The organism is Streptomyces sp. NPDC042259 (genome assembly GCF_055582085.1).
The window spans coordinates 161,132-175,593 of record NZ_JBVJDW010000004.1 but is presented as its reverse complement, the minus strand read 5'-3'; the positions used below and the strand labels follow the sequence as shown (position 1 = coordinate 175,593).

At 74.0% G+C, this 14,462-nt stretch carries 13 protein-coding genes; 10 read left to right on the top strand and 3 right to left on the bottom strand.

Going from position 1 to position 14,462, the window contains the following annotated elements; translation table 11 throughout:
- Positions 1–4 precede the first annotated feature (4 nt).
- Entirely contained in the window at positions 5–721 is a 717-nt protein-coding gene (locus ACZ6MA_RS13050; RefSeq protein ID WP_469434082.1) for a futalosine hydrolase, read from the top strand.
- Complete coding sequence (locus ACZ6MA_RS13045; protein WP_469433390.1) at positions 718–1,569, top strand: 1,4-dihydroxy-6-naphthoate synthase; 852 nt, start codon at positions 718–720, stop codon at positions 1,567–1,569. Before ACZ6MA_RS13050 ends, ACZ6MA_RS13045 begins: the two co-directional genes overlap by 4 nt.
- Positions 1,570–1,605: 36 nt before the next feature.
- Here the strand turns inward: ACZ6MA_RS13045 and ACZ6MA_RS13040 are convergent, their stop codons facing one another.
- Entirely contained in the window at positions 1,606–1,989 is a 384-nt protein-coding gene (locus ACZ6MA_RS13040; protein WP_130879373.1) for a cold-shock protein, read from the bottom strand.
- A gap of 231 nt (positions 1,990–2,220) precedes the next feature.
- On the opposite strand from ACZ6MA_RS13040, the gene ACZ6MA_RS13035 reads away from it, so the two are divergent.
- Complete coding sequence (locus ACZ6MA_RS13035; protein WP_469433388.1) at positions 2,221–2,475, top strand: hypothetical protein; 255 nt, start codon at positions 2,221–2,223, stop codon at positions 2,473–2,475.
- On the opposite strand, the gene ACZ6MA_RS13030 is transcribed toward ACZ6MA_RS13035, so the two are convergent.
- Positions 2,436–3,089, bottom strand: a complete 654-nt coding sequence (locus ACZ6MA_RS13030; protein WP_469433387.1) for an HAD family hydrolase — start codon at positions 3,087–3,089, stop codon at positions 2,436–2,438. The genes ACZ6MA_RS13035 and ACZ6MA_RS13030 overlap by 40 nt on opposite strands.
- A gap of 126 nt (positions 3,090–3,215) precedes the next feature.
- Here ACZ6MA_RS13030 and ACZ6MA_RS13025 point away from each other — a divergent pair, with 126 nt between their 5' ends.
- The 3 genes from ACZ6MA_RS13025 to ACZ6MA_RS13015 are packed head-to-tail and all read left to right on the top strand — an operon-like array spanning position 3,216 to position 6,159.
- Positions 3,216–4,247, top strand: a complete 1,032-nt coding sequence (locus tag ACZ6MA_RS13025; RefSeq protein WP_469433385.1) for a FecCD family ABC transporter permease — start codon at positions 3,216–3,218, stop codon at positions 4,245–4,247.
- Positions 4,244–5,317, top strand: coding sequence for a FecCD family ABC transporter permease (locus ACZ6MA_RS13020; protein WP_469433383.1), 1,074 nt, complete (start codon positions 4,244–4,246; stop codon positions 5,315–5,317). The genes ACZ6MA_RS13025 and ACZ6MA_RS13020 overlap by 4 nt, the downstream gene beginning before the upstream one ends.
- On the top strand, positions 5,314–6,159 hold the full coding sequence (locus ACZ6MA_RS13015) for an ABC transporter ATP-binding protein (RefSeq protein WP_469433382.1): 846 nt from the start codon (positions 5,314–5,316) through the stop codon (positions 6,157–6,159). Before ACZ6MA_RS13020 ends, ACZ6MA_RS13015 begins: the two co-directional genes overlap by 4 nt.
- A 141-nt stretch (positions 6,160–6,300) precedes the next feature.
- Here the strand turns inward: ACZ6MA_RS13015 and ACZ6MA_RS13010 are convergent, their stop codons facing one another.
- Complete coding sequence (locus tag ACZ6MA_RS13010; protein WP_469433380.1) at positions 6,301–7,296, bottom strand: hypothetical protein; 996 nt, start codon at positions 7,294–7,296, stop codon at positions 6,301–6,303.
- 163 nt (positions 7,297–7,459) lie between these two features.
- Between ACZ6MA_RS13010 and ACZ6MA_RS13005 the strand changes: the two genes are divergently transcribed.
- From ACZ6MA_RS13005 to ACZ6MA_RS12990, 4 genes are all read left to right on the top strand, one after another.
- Complete coding sequence (locus ACZ6MA_RS13005) at positions 7,460–9,976, top strand: helicase-associated domain-containing protein (protein WP_469433378.1); 2,517 nt, start codon at positions 7,460–7,462, stop codon at positions 9,974–9,976.
- 181 nt (positions 9,977–10,157) lie between these two features.
- Positions 10,158–11,810: a DNA repair helicase XPB gene (locus ACZ6MA_RS13000; protein WP_469433376.1), complete on the top strand. Its 1,653-nt coding sequence runs from the start codon at positions 10,158–10,160 to the stop codon at positions 11,808–11,810.
- 90 nt (positions 11,811–11,900) lie between these two features.
- Positions 11,901–12,182 carry a type II toxin-antitoxin system RelE family toxin gene (locus tag ACZ6MA_RS12995; protein ID WP_469433374.1) on the top strand — a complete coding sequence of 94 codons (282 nt, stop codon included), beginning with the start codon at positions 11,901–11,903 and terminating at the stop codon, positions 12,180–12,182.
- 168 nt (positions 12,183–12,350) lie between these two features.
- Positions 12,351–14,408 (top strand): HelD family protein, encoded by a 2,058-nt coding sequence (locus tag ACZ6MA_RS12990; RefSeq protein WP_469433372.1) that lies wholly within the window; start codon positions 12,351–12,353, stop codon positions 14,406–14,408.
- Positions 14,409–14,462: the final 54 nt, after the last annotated feature.

Below are 14,462 nucleotides of genomic sequence, written 5' to 3'. Positions count from 1 at the left end.
TGTGATGCGCGTACTCGTGGTGACGGCCGTACCCGCCGAGCGTGCGGCGGTGACGGCCGCCGCACCACACCACGCGGAGGTTCCGCTGCCGGGCGGTGCGACCCTGCACCGCACGGCGCGTTTCGACGTGCTCGCCGCCGGGGTCGGCCCCGCCGCCGCGGCGGCGGGGACCGCGACCGCGCTGACCGCCGCGGCCGTCGCCGGTGAGCCGTACGGCCTGGTCGTCTCCGCGGGCATCGCGGGCGGTTTCCAGCCCGGCGCGCCGCTCGCCTCGCTGGTGGTGTCCGACGTGATCGTCGCCGCCGATCTGGGCGCGCGGACGGCCGACGGTTTCCTGTCCGTCACCGAGCTGGGTTTCGGGGTGACCGGCCACCGGGCGCCCGAGCCGCTCGTACGGGCCGTGGCCGAGGCGACCGGGGCGGCGCGCGGCGAGGTGCTGACCGTCTCCACGGTGACCGGGACCGCCGAACGGGCCGTCGAGCTGACGGCACGCCACCCCCGGGCGCTGGCCGAGGCCATGGAGGGCTTCGGCGTCGCCGAGGCCGCCGCCGCGCACGGGGTGCCGGCACTGGAGCTGCGGGCGGTGTCCAACGCGGTCGGACCGCGCGACCGGGCCGCCTGGCGGATCGGTGACGCGCTGGCCGCACTCACGGACGCCTTCCGCCGGCTCCCGCCCGCGCTCGTCGCGTCATCCGCCGAGAAAGCCGAGGTCACCCCATGAGCGAGCTCCTCAAGATCGCGTACTCGCCCTGCCCGAACGACACCTTCGTCTTCGACGCCTGGGCGCACGGCCGGGTGCCGGGCGCGCCCGCCCTGGACGTCACCTTCGCGGACATCGACCTCACCAACGGCATGGCCGAGCGCGGCGAGTTCGATGTACTGAAGGTGTCGTACGCGGTGCTGCCGTGGGTGCTGGAGGAGTACGCGCTGCTGCCCTGCGGCGGTGCGCTCGGCCGGGGCTGCGGTCCGCTGGTGCTGACGAAGGACGGCGGGAGCGCCGCCGGGCTGGCCGGGAAGACGGTCGCCGTGCCGAGCGAGCGCTCGACCGCGTATCTGCTCTTCCGGCTGTGGGCCGCCACCGAGGTGCCCGGCGGCGTCGGCGAGGTCGTGGTGCTGCCGTTCCACGAGATCATGCCGGCCGTCCGGGACGGCAAGGTGGACGCGGGCCTGGTGATCCACGAGGCCCGGTTCACCTATCAGGACTACGGGCTGGCCTGCCTCGCCGACATGGGCGAGCACTGGGAGTCCACCACCGGGCTGCCCATCCCGCTCGGCGCGATCATCGCCAAGCGTTCGCTGGGCACGGAACGGCTGCGCGAACTGGCCGAGGCGGCACGGGCGTCGGTGCGCATGGCCTGGGACGACCCGCTCGCCTCGCGGCCGTATGTGCTGGAGCACGCGCAGGAGATGGACCCGGCGGTCGCGGACCAGCACATCGGGCTGTACGTCAACGAATTCACGGCCCACCTCGGCGAGGCCGGTTACGCGGCGGTGCGCGGTCTGCTCACGCGTGCCGCGGCCGAGGGGCTCGTACCTCCCCTCGGCCGTGACGCGCTCGCTTTTCCGTAGCGCCTTCGGTGCGCCGCCGTATCCCGCTCGGACGTCTCAGACGTCCATCTGGTCGGCGACCGCGCGCAGCATGCCCGCGATCTTCGCGCCGTGTGCCTTGTCGGGGTAACGGCCGCGCTCCAGCTGCTGGGTGACGTTCTCCAGCAGGGTGGTGAGGTCCTGGACGATCGAGGCCAGTTCGTCGGGCTTGCGGCGCTGGGCGGCCGCTACCGAGGGGGCGGGGTCGAGGAGCGTCACGGTGAGCGCCTGGTCACCGCGCTGGCCGGCCACGACACCGAACTCCACCCGCTGGCCGGGCTTGAGGGTGTCGACCCCGGCCGGGAGCACCGAGGAGTGGACGAAGACGTCCTCGCCGTCGTCACGGGAGAGAAAGCCGAAGCCCTTCTCGCTGTTGAACCACTTGACCTTGCCGGTAGGCACGTCTGTCCTCGTCCTCGTATCTCGTCGGGAAACGCCGGAAACTGCACAAAACAACGGCGAAACAGCTCTGGATAGCACGACAGCGGGTCGCAAGACCCGCTACCCCCAAGGCTAATGGTCCCGGGCCCGGTGACAAGACGTCCCCGGGTGGTACCTCTGCGCATCTGGCGTCTGTCCGGTCCGTACGGCGATGGGCGTCCACGCCGACCGGTAGGGATCTACCCTGGTCGGGTGAGCAACGAAACGCCCCGAGCCGGGGATCTGCTGGTACGCGTCGGCGCCGTCGTCTTCCTCGTGGGCGCGGTCGCCACCCTGGCGACGGTCGCGCCGCTCTTCCTCGGCGCCGATCCGCTGCCCCCCGCCGCGTACTTCGTGTGCATGCTGATGGGCGTCGGTTTCCTCGTCGCCGGGGCCGGGGTGCTGCGGTCGATCGCGGAGCAGCGCCGTCAGGCGCGGGACGCGGCCGCGTCCCTCCCGGCCAGGTAGCCGCGCAGCCAGTCGGGGAAGGCCGTGAGGTCGTCGAGCAGCACATCGGCGCCCGCCGCGCGCAGTTCCTCCCCGTCGCACGGCCCGGTCGCGACCGCGACGGACAGCGCACCGGCCGTACGCGCCCCGCGCACATCGCCGACGTGGTCGCCTACGTAGACGCTCGCTCCGTGCTCGCGCAGCGCCAGCGCCTTGTCCTCGGCCCACAGGTCGCCTATGAGGAGGTCGGGGGCGAGGCCCAGGTGGTCGAGGTGGAGGCGGGCGTTGACCGGGTACTTCGCGGTCACGACGATCGCCCGCCCGCCCAGCTCCTGCACCGCGGCGATGGCCTCGCGGGCGCCGGGCATGGCGGGGGACGGGACGATCCCGAGCCTGGGGTACGCGGCCCGGTAGAGGTCGGCGGCCCAGCCGACCTTCTCCGCGGGGAACCAGTTGCGCAGCTCGTGTTCGAGCGGCGGGCCGAGCCGGCCGCAGACGAGGTCGATGTCGATGGGCGTCCCGGTGGTGGCGACCAGGGATTCGTAGGCGGCCCGGATGCCGGGCTTGGAGTCGACCAGCGTGAGGTCGAGGTCGAAGCCGACCGTGAACCGGTGCGTGCGCGGGAGCGAGGTCATGCCCCACATTGTGCCGCCGGCCCCACCCGTACACTAAGCCTTGCCTAAGTTGGGGCTTCGGTCCGCCCGCCCTCAGCGTTGTCGGCGTTTTCGACCGCGAAGTTCTTCGAGCGCGAAGTGGAACCCATGTCAGCCGCCGTCCCGATCAGCAGCCCCGGAGCCGCCGTGCTCCGCCGCCGCGTCGGCTGGACGACGGCCGCGGTCGTCGCCCTGCTCGCCGCGGTGGTACTCAGCCTCGCCGTGGGCGCCCGCCCGACCCCGCCCTCCGAACTCCTCGACGCGCTGCTGCACGGCGGCACGGACACCACGGCCACCGTCGTCCGGGAGATGCGGCTGCCCCGCACCCTCATCGGTCTGATGGTCGGCGCCGCGCTGGCCGTGGCGGGCACGGCCATGCAGGGCATCACCCGCAACCCGATCGCCGACCCCGGCATCCTCGGTATCAGCCAGGGCGCCTCGGTGGGCGTCGTCCTGGCGCTCACCGTCGCCGGGGTGCACTCCCTGACGGGCTTCGTGTGGTGGGCCTTCGCGGGCGCGGGCATCGCGGCCGTCGCCGTGTACGCCATCGCCTCGCGCGGGCGCGGCGGTGCCTCGCCGATCAAGCTCGCGCTCGCGGGCGCCGCGATCAACGCGCTGCTGGTCTCGGTCGTCCACGCCATCCTCACCACTCACGCGCGCGTGCTGGACGACTTCCGGTTCTGGCAGGTCGGCTCGCTCGCCGGCCGGCAACCCGAGATCGTCGCGCAGATCTGGCCGTTCCTGCTGGTGGGCCTGGTGATGGTGGTGTCCGTGGCGCGCGGGCTCGACGCCCTCGCGCTCGGTGAGGACGTCGCCAGGGGCCTCGGGCAGAACGTCGCGACCGTACGGATCGTCGGCGGTCTGGGCGCCACCGTCCTCACCGGTGTGGGCGTCGCCGCCGCCGGGCCGATCGCCTTCGTCGGCCTCGCCGTCCCGCACATCGCCCGCGCGATCGTCGGTTCCGACCACCGCTGGGTGCTGCCCATGGCCGCGCTCGTCGGTCCCGTCATGCTGCTCGTCGCCGACGTCGTCGGCCGGATCCTCTTCCCGCCGGGCGAGGTGCCCTCGGGGGTCATGACGGCCCTGATCGGCGTGCCCTTCCTCGTCACCCTGGTCCGCCGCAAGGCGGTGGCGGCATGACGGCCACCGCCCCTCCCCCACCTGGTGCGCGGCTGCGGCCGGCCGGTTATCTGCTCGTCCGGGCCGGGCGCGGCTCGTTCCTCGTCCACCGGAGGGCCGCGACCGTCGCCCTCGGCCTCGTGGTGCTGCTCGCCGCCGTGTGCGTGGCGTACCTGTGCGTCGGCAAGACCTTCGTCGCGCCCACCGAGGCCGTGCGGGTCGTCCTCGGGCAGCCGTCGCCCGACGAACTGGTCGTGGGCACGCTGCGGCTGCCCCGGATGACCGTCGGAGTGCTGATCGGCGCGGCCTTCGGCGTCGCCGGGGCGCTGATCCAGACCGTCTCCCGCAACGCCCTCGCCAGCCCCGACATCATCGGCGTCACCCAGGGCGCGAGCGCGCTGACGGTCGGGGCGATGACCTTCGGCGTCACCTCCTACGCCTTCCTGCCGTACCTGTCCGTCATCGGCGGACTGCTCGCCGCCGCCCTCGTCTACGCCTTCGCCTGGCGGCGCGGGCTGCACGCCGCCAGGTTCGTGCTCATCGGCATCGGCTTCGCGGTGGCGCTGCGCTCGATCACTCATCTGTTCATGACCAAGGGCGACTATCTGGTCGCCCAGCAGGCCCAGGTGTGGATGACCGGCTCGCTCAACGGGCGCGGCTGGGACGAGGCGACGCCGGTGTGCTGGGCGCTGCTCGCCCTCACCCCGTTCGTGCTCTGGGCGGCGCGGGCGCAGCGCACGGTGGCCATGGACGACGACACGGCCACCGCCCTGGGCGTGCGGCTGGGCCGGGTGCGGTTCGGGCTGGTCCTGCTGGGCGTGGTGCTCGCCTCGATCGCGACGGGCGCGGCCGGGCCCGTCGACTTCGTGGCCCTGCTCGCCCCGCAGATCGCCCGCCGGACGGCCCGCACCGCGCAGATCCCCCTGCTGTGCTCGGCGCTGCTGGGCGCGGTCATCGTGGTCTTCGCGGATCTGCTCGCCCGAAAGCTCTTCGAGCCCACCGAACTGCCCGTGGGCGTGCTGACCGCCGCCGTCGGCGCCCCCTATCTGATCTGGCTGATCATTCGCAGCCGCCCCGGAGGCACAGCGTGACCGAGACCAGGCTCACCGCCCGCGCCCTGACCCTGGCCTACGAGGACCGCACGGTCGTGGACGCCCTCGACCTCGACGTCCCCGACGGGCAGGTCACGGTCGTCGTCGGTCCGAACGCCTGCGGGAAGTCGACGCTCCTGCGGGCGCTCGGCCGGCTGCTGAAGCCGAAGGGCGGGGCCGTGCTGCTGGACGGCGAGGAACTCTCCCGGATACCCACCCGGCGGATCGCCCAGTCGCTCGGCCTGCTGCCGCAGACGCCCGTGGCCCCCGAGGCCATCACCGTCGGTGACCTGGTCGCCCGCGGCCGGCAGCCGCACCAGCGGTGGTGGCGGCAGTGGTCGGACGAAGACGAGCGTGCGGTCACCGACGCCATGGCCCGCACGGATGTGTCGGCCCTCGCCGAACGGGCCGTCGACGAACTCTCCGGCGGCCAGCGTCAGCGGGTGTGGATCGCGATGGCACTGGCCCAGGAGACGGACCTGCTGCTGCTGGACGAGCCGACCACGTACCTCGACATCGCCCACCAGGTGGAGGTACTGGACCTGGTCCGCCAGCTCAACCACGAACGCGGCCGCACGGTCGTCGCGGTGCTGCACGACCTGAACCAGGCGGCGCGCTACGCCGACCACCTGGTGGCGATGAAGGCGGGCCGGGTGATCGCCCGGGGCCGCCCGTCGGACATCGTCACGGCGGACCTGGTACGCGAGGTCTTCGGCCTGGACTCGGTGGTCGTACCGGATCCGGTGACGGGCAGCCCTTTGGTGGTGCCGTCAGCGCCGTGGTCTCTGGCCGGGAGGGACGACGGGCCGTCGGTGGCCACATCTAGCCCGTCCGGCGATTGAGGACGACCGCCTCTCGCCTGGCCGGCGGTTTCTTCGGCTGCGGGCCGTCTTGGCCGCCTGCGGCGGCGAGCGCCCTGCGGGCGCGTCCTCAAACGCCGGACGGGCTTGATACGGCTGGGCTCAGCCGACACCAGCCTTCGGCTAAGAGCCGTCCCGCCGCCCGCGGCGACCGGCCCGCCACACCACGAACAACGCCGAGGCAACGGCGGCGACGCGGACGACCACGGGCCACGTGGCCGAGAGGGCCGTGCCCAGTTCGCCCTGCGGGATCGGGGCGCCCCAGCGGCCGTGGGCCCGGCCCCAGAGCCAGACGATGCCACCGGCGACGGTGAGGCCGGGGACGCCCATGACCGCCATCTTCGATTCCGTGTGCGAGAGCCGGCGGGTGACGTAGGCGAGTGCCCACCCCGCGGCGAGCACGAGCCAGTTGCCGAGCACCGCGCCGACGAGCAGCAGCGTGGCGACGAGCAGCAGGAGCGGGCTCATGGAGGTGCCGTCCCCGGAGCGCCACAGTCCGGGGCGGCCCGCGCCGGGGCGCTGCCCGGCGTCGTCGACGCCCTCCGTCTCCTGCTCGCTCCGCTCCCGCACCGGCTCGCCCGGAGCCGAAGCCGGAGCCGAGGCCGAAGCGAAGGCCGGCGGCGGCTTCAGCATTTCGGGGATCTCGATGCCGCCGACGAACCCGTGCACCCGGTCCCCGGCCGTGAACGGCCCCGGGCCCGCCTGCTGCCAGCGGTCCGCCGCGTCACCGCCGGTACCGGTGCGGCCGAGTTCCTCCTCGGTCGCCAGGTGCGGGGGCGCTGCGGCGGGGAACCGGACGGGTTCGCCCTCGCGGCGCGGCATCGGCACCCGGCCCGGGTCACCGGAGCCGGAGCCGGAGCCGGGCCCGGAGCCCGGCCCGGACCCGCCGCCCGGGGCCTGCGCGTCGGAGACCGCCTCGTCCGGGGTGCCCAGATCGTCGAGGATCCGGCGCACGGCGGCCGGGGAGTCGGCCCCCTCCACCGACCGGCGCCGCTCGATCTCCGTGCGCAGCCGGGTGACCAGCCGCATGCGCTCGCCGGAGGTGAGCGGTCTGCGCTGAGCGAGGTCCCCGACCTGGCTCAAGTAGTCGTAAACAAGCTGATCACTCTCGATCCCCACCGAATCCCCTAAAACCACCAGCCAAGACCCACCAGCCGTTACCTCCCCGAAGGTACCGGTTCCGCGCCGGGCCGACGGAGGGAACGCGGCGAGGCACCCGGGCGCGCCACGGCCGCCGACGCAGCCCGGGGCCCACCCCCCGCGACCCGGTACCGTAAACAGAATGACCACTGCGCGGCGGGAGACAGCGAAGACGGGCCGAGCGCCCCGCGGGGGCGGCTCGCCCCGCACGGGCGAAGCCGGCCGCGGCGCGCCCCGCACGCTCGCCGACGAGCTGCGCACCCGCTCCGACGACGACCTCGCCGCGCTGCTGCGCGCCCGCCCCGACCTGCTCAACCCCGTGCCCGGCGACCTCACCCAGCTCGCCACCCGCGCCGGCACCCGCGCCTCCGTGGTGCGGACGCTGGAGCGGCTGGACCGTTTCGCCCTCCAGGTCGCCGAGGCGCTCGCCGTGGCCCCCGACCCATGCCCGTACGAGACGCTCCGCTCCCTCATGACCGGTGACACGGACGAGGACCCCCGCATCGGGCAGGAGTTGCCGCGCGCGGTGGCGACGCTGCGCGAGCAGGCCCTGGTCTGGGGCGGCGAGGACCGGTTGCGGCTGGTGCGCACGGTCCGCGAGGTGCTGGCGCCCAGCGCCGCCCACCCCTCCCCCACGGGTCTGGGGCCGACCGTCGCCGAGGCCACCGCCGGCATGTCACCGGGGCGCGTCCAGCAGATCGTCGCCGCCGCCGGGCTGCCCGCCACCCACGACCCGGTGACGGCCGTGACGGCGCTGAGCGCACTGTTCGAGGACCGCCGGCGGATGGCGGCGCTGCTCTCCCAGGCGCCCGCCGAGGCCACCGCCGTGCTCGGCAAGCTGCTCTGGGGCCCGCCGTACGGCACGGTGACCGCCGATCCCGCCCCCCATCTGCGCTGGCTGCTCGACCGGGGGCTGCTGCTGTCCACCGGCCCCGGTGGTGTGGTGCTGCCCCGCGAGGTGGCCCTGCACCTGCGCCCCGGGCGGGCCCACCGCGCGCCGGAGCCCGTCGCCCCCGAGCTGGCGCCCGTCACCGAGCACCCCGCGCGGGTGGTGGACGCGACGGCCGCCGGGCAGGCGTACACGGCACTGACGATCGTCGAGGACCTCCTCAAGGAATGGGAGAGCGGCAGCCCGCTGGTCCTGCGGGCGGGCGGGCTGAGCGTCCGCGACCTCAAGCGCACCGCCGCCGCCCTGGACACCACCGAGTCCGCCGCCGCGTTCTGGATCGAGCTGGCCTACGCGGCGGGGCTGCTGGCCGCCGACGGCGAGGTGGACGAACGCTACGCCCCGACCCCCGCGTACGACGACTGGCTCCGGCTGCCCGCCGAGGAGCGCTGGACGCGTCTGGCCACGGCCTGGCTGGCCGCCACCCGCACCCCGGGGCTCGTCGGGGAACGCGACGCCAAGGCCCGGACCCTCGCGGCCCTCGGCCCCGACCTGGACCGCGGCGCGGCCCCCGAGGTCCGCCGGCGGGTCCTCGCCCTCCTCGCCACGCTGCCCCCGGGCGCCTCCGTCGCCCCGGCGACGCTCCTGGACCGGCTGCACTGGGAACGCCCCCCGCGGACCACCGCCGAACCGGGCACCGAGGACCTCCGCACCCGGCTCGCCCGCTGGGCCCTGACCGAGGCGGACCTGCTGGGCGTCACCAGCCGTGGCGCCCTCGCCGCCCACGGCCGGGCCCTGGCCGTGGCGGTGCCGGACGCCGCCTCGCCCGTCGAGACGGCCGCGGCCACGCTCCTCGCGCCGCTGCTGCCCGAGCCGCTCGACCACGTACTGCTGCAGGCCGACCTGACGGCCGTCGCGCCCGGCCCGCTGGAGCGGCCCCTCGCCCAGACGCTGGGGGTGCTCGCGGACATCGAGTCCAAGGGCGGGGCGACCGTCTACCGCTTCACCCCCGGTTCGGTGCGCCGCGCCCTGGACGCCGGGCAGAGCGCGTCGGACCTCAAGGCGTTCCTCACCACCCACTCGCGTACTCCCGTGCCGCAGCCGTTGTCGTATCTGATCGACGACGTGGCCCGCCGCCACGGCCATCTGCGGGTCGGGGCGGCCTCCTCCTACCTGCGCTGCGACGACGAGGCGGTCCTCGCGGAGATCCTCGCCGACCGCCGCTCCGCCCCCTTGCGGCTGCGCCGCCTCGCCCCCACGGTGCTGGCGGCGCAGGCCGACCCGGGCGCGCTCCTGGACGGTCTGCGCGGCATGGGCTACGCGCCCGCCGCCGAGTCCGCCGAGGGCGATGTCGTCGTCACCCGCGCCGACGCCCGCCGCACCCCGCCGCGCACCGCCCCGACGCCCGTCCAGGACGGCCCGCCCGCGCCCGGCCCCACGCTGCTGGACGCGGCGGTACGGGCGATCCGGGCGGGCGACATGGCCGCCACGGCCGAACGCAAGCCCACCGCCGCCCCGGCCCCCGCCAACGGCGGCCTGCCGCGCACCTCCTCCGCCGACACCCTCGCCACCGTCCAGGCCGCCGTCCTGACGGGCGCCGCCGTCTGGATCGGCTACGTCAACGCGGAGGGCGCCGCGAGCCAGCGGGTCATCGCCCCGATCCGGGTAGAGGGCGGCTTCGTCACGGCATACGACCACACGGCCGACGAGGTCCGCACGTACCCGCTGCACCGGATCACCGGCGTGGCCGAACTGGTCGACGACTCGCTCTGACGCCCTTGCCGCCTGCGGCGGCGAGCACCCCATGGGCCCGTCCGGCGCTTGAGGACAACCACCGCGCAGCGGGGGGCGCCGGACGCGGACGGGCTCGGGCCCGCATACGGCACACTGGAGGTTTGGCCGTACGGTCCGATCCGGCCCGCACCGGCCGACCGCTAGCGAAAGGGCCCAGCGCGTGACCGGACCTCTGATCGTCCAGAGCGACAAGACACTCCTGCTCGAAGTGGACCACGAGCAGGCGGACGCGTGCCGTCGCGCCATCGCGCCGTTCGCGGAGCTGGAGCGCGCTCCCGAGCACATCCACACCTACCGCGTCACCCCCCTCGGCCTGTGGAACGCCCGGGCCGCCGGCCACGACGCCGAGCAGGTCGTCGACGCCCTCGTCGCCCACTCCCGCTACCCCGTGCCGCACGCCCTGCTCGTCGACATCGCCGAGACCATGGCCCGCTACGGGCGGCTGAAGCTCGTCAAGCACCCCGTCCACGGCCTCGTGCTGGAGAGCACCGACCGGCCGGTGCTGGAGGAGATCCTGCGGTCGAAGAAGGTCCAGCCGCTGGTCGGCGCCCGGATCGACCCCGACACCGTGGCCGTGCACCCCTCCGAGCGCGGTCAGATCAAGCAGACCCTCCTCAAGCTCGGCTGGCCCGCCGAGGACCTCGCGGGTTACGTCGACGGCGAGGCGCACCCCATCGAGCTGGACGAGAGCGGCTGGTCGCTGCGCCCGTACCAGCGGCAGGCCGTCGAGGGTTTCTGGCACGGCGGCTCCGGTGTCGTGGTCCTGCCCTGCGGCGCGGGCAAGACCCTCGTCGGCGCGGGCGCCATGGCCGAGGCCAAGGCCACCACGCTGATCCTGGTGACCAACACCGTCTCGGCCCGCCAGTGGAAGCACGAGCTGGTCAAGCGGACGTCGCTCACCGAGGAGGAGATCGGCGAGTACTCCGGCACCCGCAAGGAGATCCGTCCGGTCACCATCGCCACGTACCAGGTCCTGACGACCAGGCGGAAGGGCGTCTACCCGCACCTGGAGCTGTTCGACTCCCGGGACTGGGGGCTCGTCGTCTACGACGAGGTGCACCTGCTGCCCGCGCCCGTCTTCAAGTTCACCGCCGACCTCCAGGCCCGCCGCCGGCTCGGGCTGACCGCGACGCTCGTCCGCGAGGACGGCCGTGAGTCCGACGTCTTCTCCCTCATCGGCCCGAAGCGGTTCGACGCGCCGTGGAAGGAGATCGAGGCACAGGGCTACATCGCGCCCGCCGACTGTGTCGAGGTCCGCGTCAATCTGACCGACGCGGAACGGCTCGCCTACGCGACGGCGGAGACCGAGGAGAAGTACCGCTACTGCGCGACGACCGCCACCAAGCGAAAGGTCACGGAGGCGCTGGTCGCCAAGCACCAGGGCGAGCAGACGCTGGTCATCGGCCAGTACATCGACCAGCTCGACGAACTGGGCGAGCACCTGAACGCACCCGTCATCAAGGGCGAGACGACCAACGCGCAGCGCGAGAAGCTCTTCGACGCGTTCCGCCAGGGCGAGATCTCGGTGCTGGTCGTCTCGAAGGTGGCCAACTTCTCCATCGATCTTCCCGAGGCGACGGTCGCCATCCAGGTGTCGGGCACGTTCGGCTCCCGCCAGGAGGAGGCGCAGCGCCTCGGCCGCGTCCTGCGCCCGAAGGCCGACGGCCACGAGGCGCGCTTCTACTCCGTCGTCGCGCGCGACACGGTCGACCAGGACTTCGCGGCGCACCGCCAGCGGTTCCTGGCGGAGCAGGGGTACGCGTACCGGATCGTCGACGCGGATTCGCTGCTCGCGGGGGAGGACGCCGCCTGAGCCGTCCGGCCGGGCGGTCCTTCGCCCCCGCGAGCGATTCCCGGTCGGTACGCTGGCGGGAGAGTCGCGCCCTGGCAAGGAGAGAGCAACATGTCCCATCAGGACACCTACGAGGTGTTGTACACCGAGCCGGCAGCACGTGACCGCGATCGGCTGGATCCCCCGCGCAGGGCGTCGTTCGACAAGGCGGTCGAGATCCTCGCGCGTGATCCCTACACCGAGCTCTCGCGGCCCGTCGGCGCGGGCGAGCAGGACAGGGAAATCCGTCTCACGTCGCAGATCGTCGCGGAGTACATGGTGTCGCGAGGACGTCTGCTCCTCGTCGTTCTGCGGATCTTCGACGACACGGACATCCTCCTGACCGAGGACTGACGCCGCGGACAGCCGGGAAGGGGCGGGCGGAAAATCATTCGCCCGCCCCTTCCCGGCTGACTAGACTCCACCCTTCCGCCGCCTCCCGCATCGCCTACGGGAGCGTCGCCGCCCGGTCGGTAACCGGGCGGCTCCCGCTCACACCGCCGTACGCCAGGAGGCTTTGCCGTGCCCGCGCACGTAACCGACGTGAACGACCCTCTGACGCGCGAGCGCGCCCATCTCTCCGCCTCCCGGTCCGCGCTGCGTGCCATGCGTGCCGACGTGGAGTCGCTCGACATCAAGGACGTCACGGCGAACTGGGTCAACGCCGCCGTGCTGCAGCGGCAGATCGAGGAGCGCATCACCGCCCTCGCCGACCTCGCGCACACCCCGCTGTTCTTCGGCCGGCTGGACTATCTGCACGCGCCCGGCGCCGAGCGGGCGGAGGGCGCCGAGGGGGAACGCTTCTACATCGGCCGCCGGCATGTGCACGACGCGGACGGCGACCCGATGGTCATCGACTGGCGGGCGCCCGTCTCCCAGCCGTTCTACCGGGCGTCCAAGAAGGAGCCGATGGACGTGCGGCTGCGGCGCCGGTTCGGCTACACGGGCGGCGAGTTGACGGCGTACGAGGACGAGGACCTGACCGACGCCGCCGGTGACGAGCGGGCCAGCCGGCTGCTCCAGAGCGAGATCGAGCGGCCGCGCGTCGGCCCCATGCGGGACATCGTGGCCACGATCCAGCCGGAGCAGGACGAGATCGTCCGCGCGGGCATCGGCGGCACGGTGTGTGTGCAGGGCGCCCCGGGGACGGGCAAGACGGCCGTCGGCCTGCACCGTGTGGCCTACCTGCTGTACGCGCACCGCGAGCGGCTCGCCCGCACCGGCACACTCGTCATCGGCCCGAACCGGTCCTTCCTCCAGTACATCGAGCAGGTCCTGCCCGCGCTCGGCGAGTTGAACGTCGCCCAGGCCACCGTCGACGACCTCGTCGCCCACGTCGAGGTGCGCGGCACGGACAGTGCCGCCGCGGCGCGGATCAAGGGCGACGCCCGGATGGCGGAGGTATTGCGGCGCGCGGTGCGGTCGGGGGTGACGATGCCGGTGGAACCCGTGGTGGTGGTGCGCGGGTCGCGGCGCTGGCGGGTTCCGGCGTACGAGGTCGAGGAGATGGTCCGCGAGCTGCTGGGCCGCGACATCCGCTACGGCGCGGCCCGTGACGCGCTGCCCCAGCGCATCGCGCACACCGTGCTCGTACGGATGGAGGAGGCCGGCGAGGCCCCCGACGACCGGGTGCAGGACGCGGTGGCGCGCAGCGCGGCCGTGAAGGCGGCGGTCAAGGCGGTCTGGCCGCCGGTGGATCCCGCGAAGCTGGTGCTGCGGCTGCTGTCGGAGCCGGAGTTCCTGGCCGCGCACGCGGAGGGGATCCTCGACGCCGGGGAGCAGGCGGAGATCCTCTGGGCCAAGCCGGCCCGGGGAGTGAAGTCGGCCAAGTGGTCGGCGGCCGACGCGGTGCTCGTCGACGAGGCGGCCGATCTCGTCGCCCGCACCCCCTCGCTCGGCCATGTCGTCCTGGACGAGGCGCAGGACCTCTCCCCCATGCAGTACCGCGCGGTGGGCCGCCGCTGCACGACCGGCTCGGCGACGATCCTCGGCGACCTGGCGCAGGGCACGACCCCCTGGGCGACGAGCAGTTGGCCGGAGGCCCTCGCCCACCTCGGCAAGCCGGATGCCGCGGTGGAGGAGTTGACGACGGGGTTCCGTGTGCCGCGTGAGGTGATCGCGTACGCCTCCCGGCTGCTGCCCGCCATCGCGCCCGGCCTGGCCGCGGCGACCTCGGTCCGCGAGGCGGCGGGGGACTTCGCGGTGCGGGCGGTGGAGCCGTCGCAGCGCGACGCGGCCGTGGTCTCCGCGTGTGTGTCGGCCCTCGCCGAGGAGGGCTCGACCGGGCTGATCGCGGCGGACGCGCGGATCGCCGCGCTGGCGGAGGCCCTGACGGCGGTGGGCCTGCCGTTCCTGTCCCCCGGCGAGGAGACCTCGGCCGACGCCCGTCTCACCCTCGTCCCGGCCACGCTGGCCAAGGGCCTGGAATACGACTACGTGGTCCTGGACGAGCCGGGTGCCGTCGTGGCCGGCGAACCGGACGAACGCACGGGGCTGCGGCGGCTGTACGTGGCGCTGACCCGGGCCGTGTCGGGGCTGACGATCGTGCACGCCGAGCCGCTGCCGGCACAGTTGGGGTAGGGCCGTCTCCGGCGGATCCCCGACCGCGGGCCGTCGTCGCCACCGTTCACCCGA

Coding starts and splice junctions, on each gene's coding strand:
- ACZ6MA_RS12995 (WP_469433374.1), top strand. CDS start 11,901: ATGTCCCATCAGGACACCTACGAGGTGTTGTACACCGAGCCGGCAGCA.
- ACZ6MA_RS13005 (WP_469433378.1), top strand. CDS start 7,460: ATGACCACTGCGCGGCGGGAGACAGCGAAGACGGGCCGAGCGCCCCGC.
- ACZ6MA_RS13045 (WP_469433390.1), top strand. CDS start 718: ATGAGCGAGCTCCTCAAGATCGCGTACTCGCCCTGCCCGAACGACACC.
- ACZ6MA_RS13020 (WP_469433383.1), top strand. CDS start 4,244: ATGACGGCCACCGCCCCTCCCCCACCTGGTGCGCGGCTGCGGCCGGCC.
- ACZ6MA_RS13050 (WP_469434082.1), top strand. CDS start 5: ATGCGCGTACTCGTGGTGACGGCCGTACCCGCCGAGCGTGCGGCGGTG.
- ACZ6MA_RS13025 (WP_469433385.1), top strand. CDS start 3,216: ATGTCAGCCGCCGTCCCGATCAGCAGCCCCGGAGCCGCCGTGCTCCGC.
- ACZ6MA_RS13030 (WP_469433387.1), bottom strand. CDS start 3,089: ATGACCTCGCTCCCGCGCACGCACCGGTTCACGGTCGGCTTCGACCTC.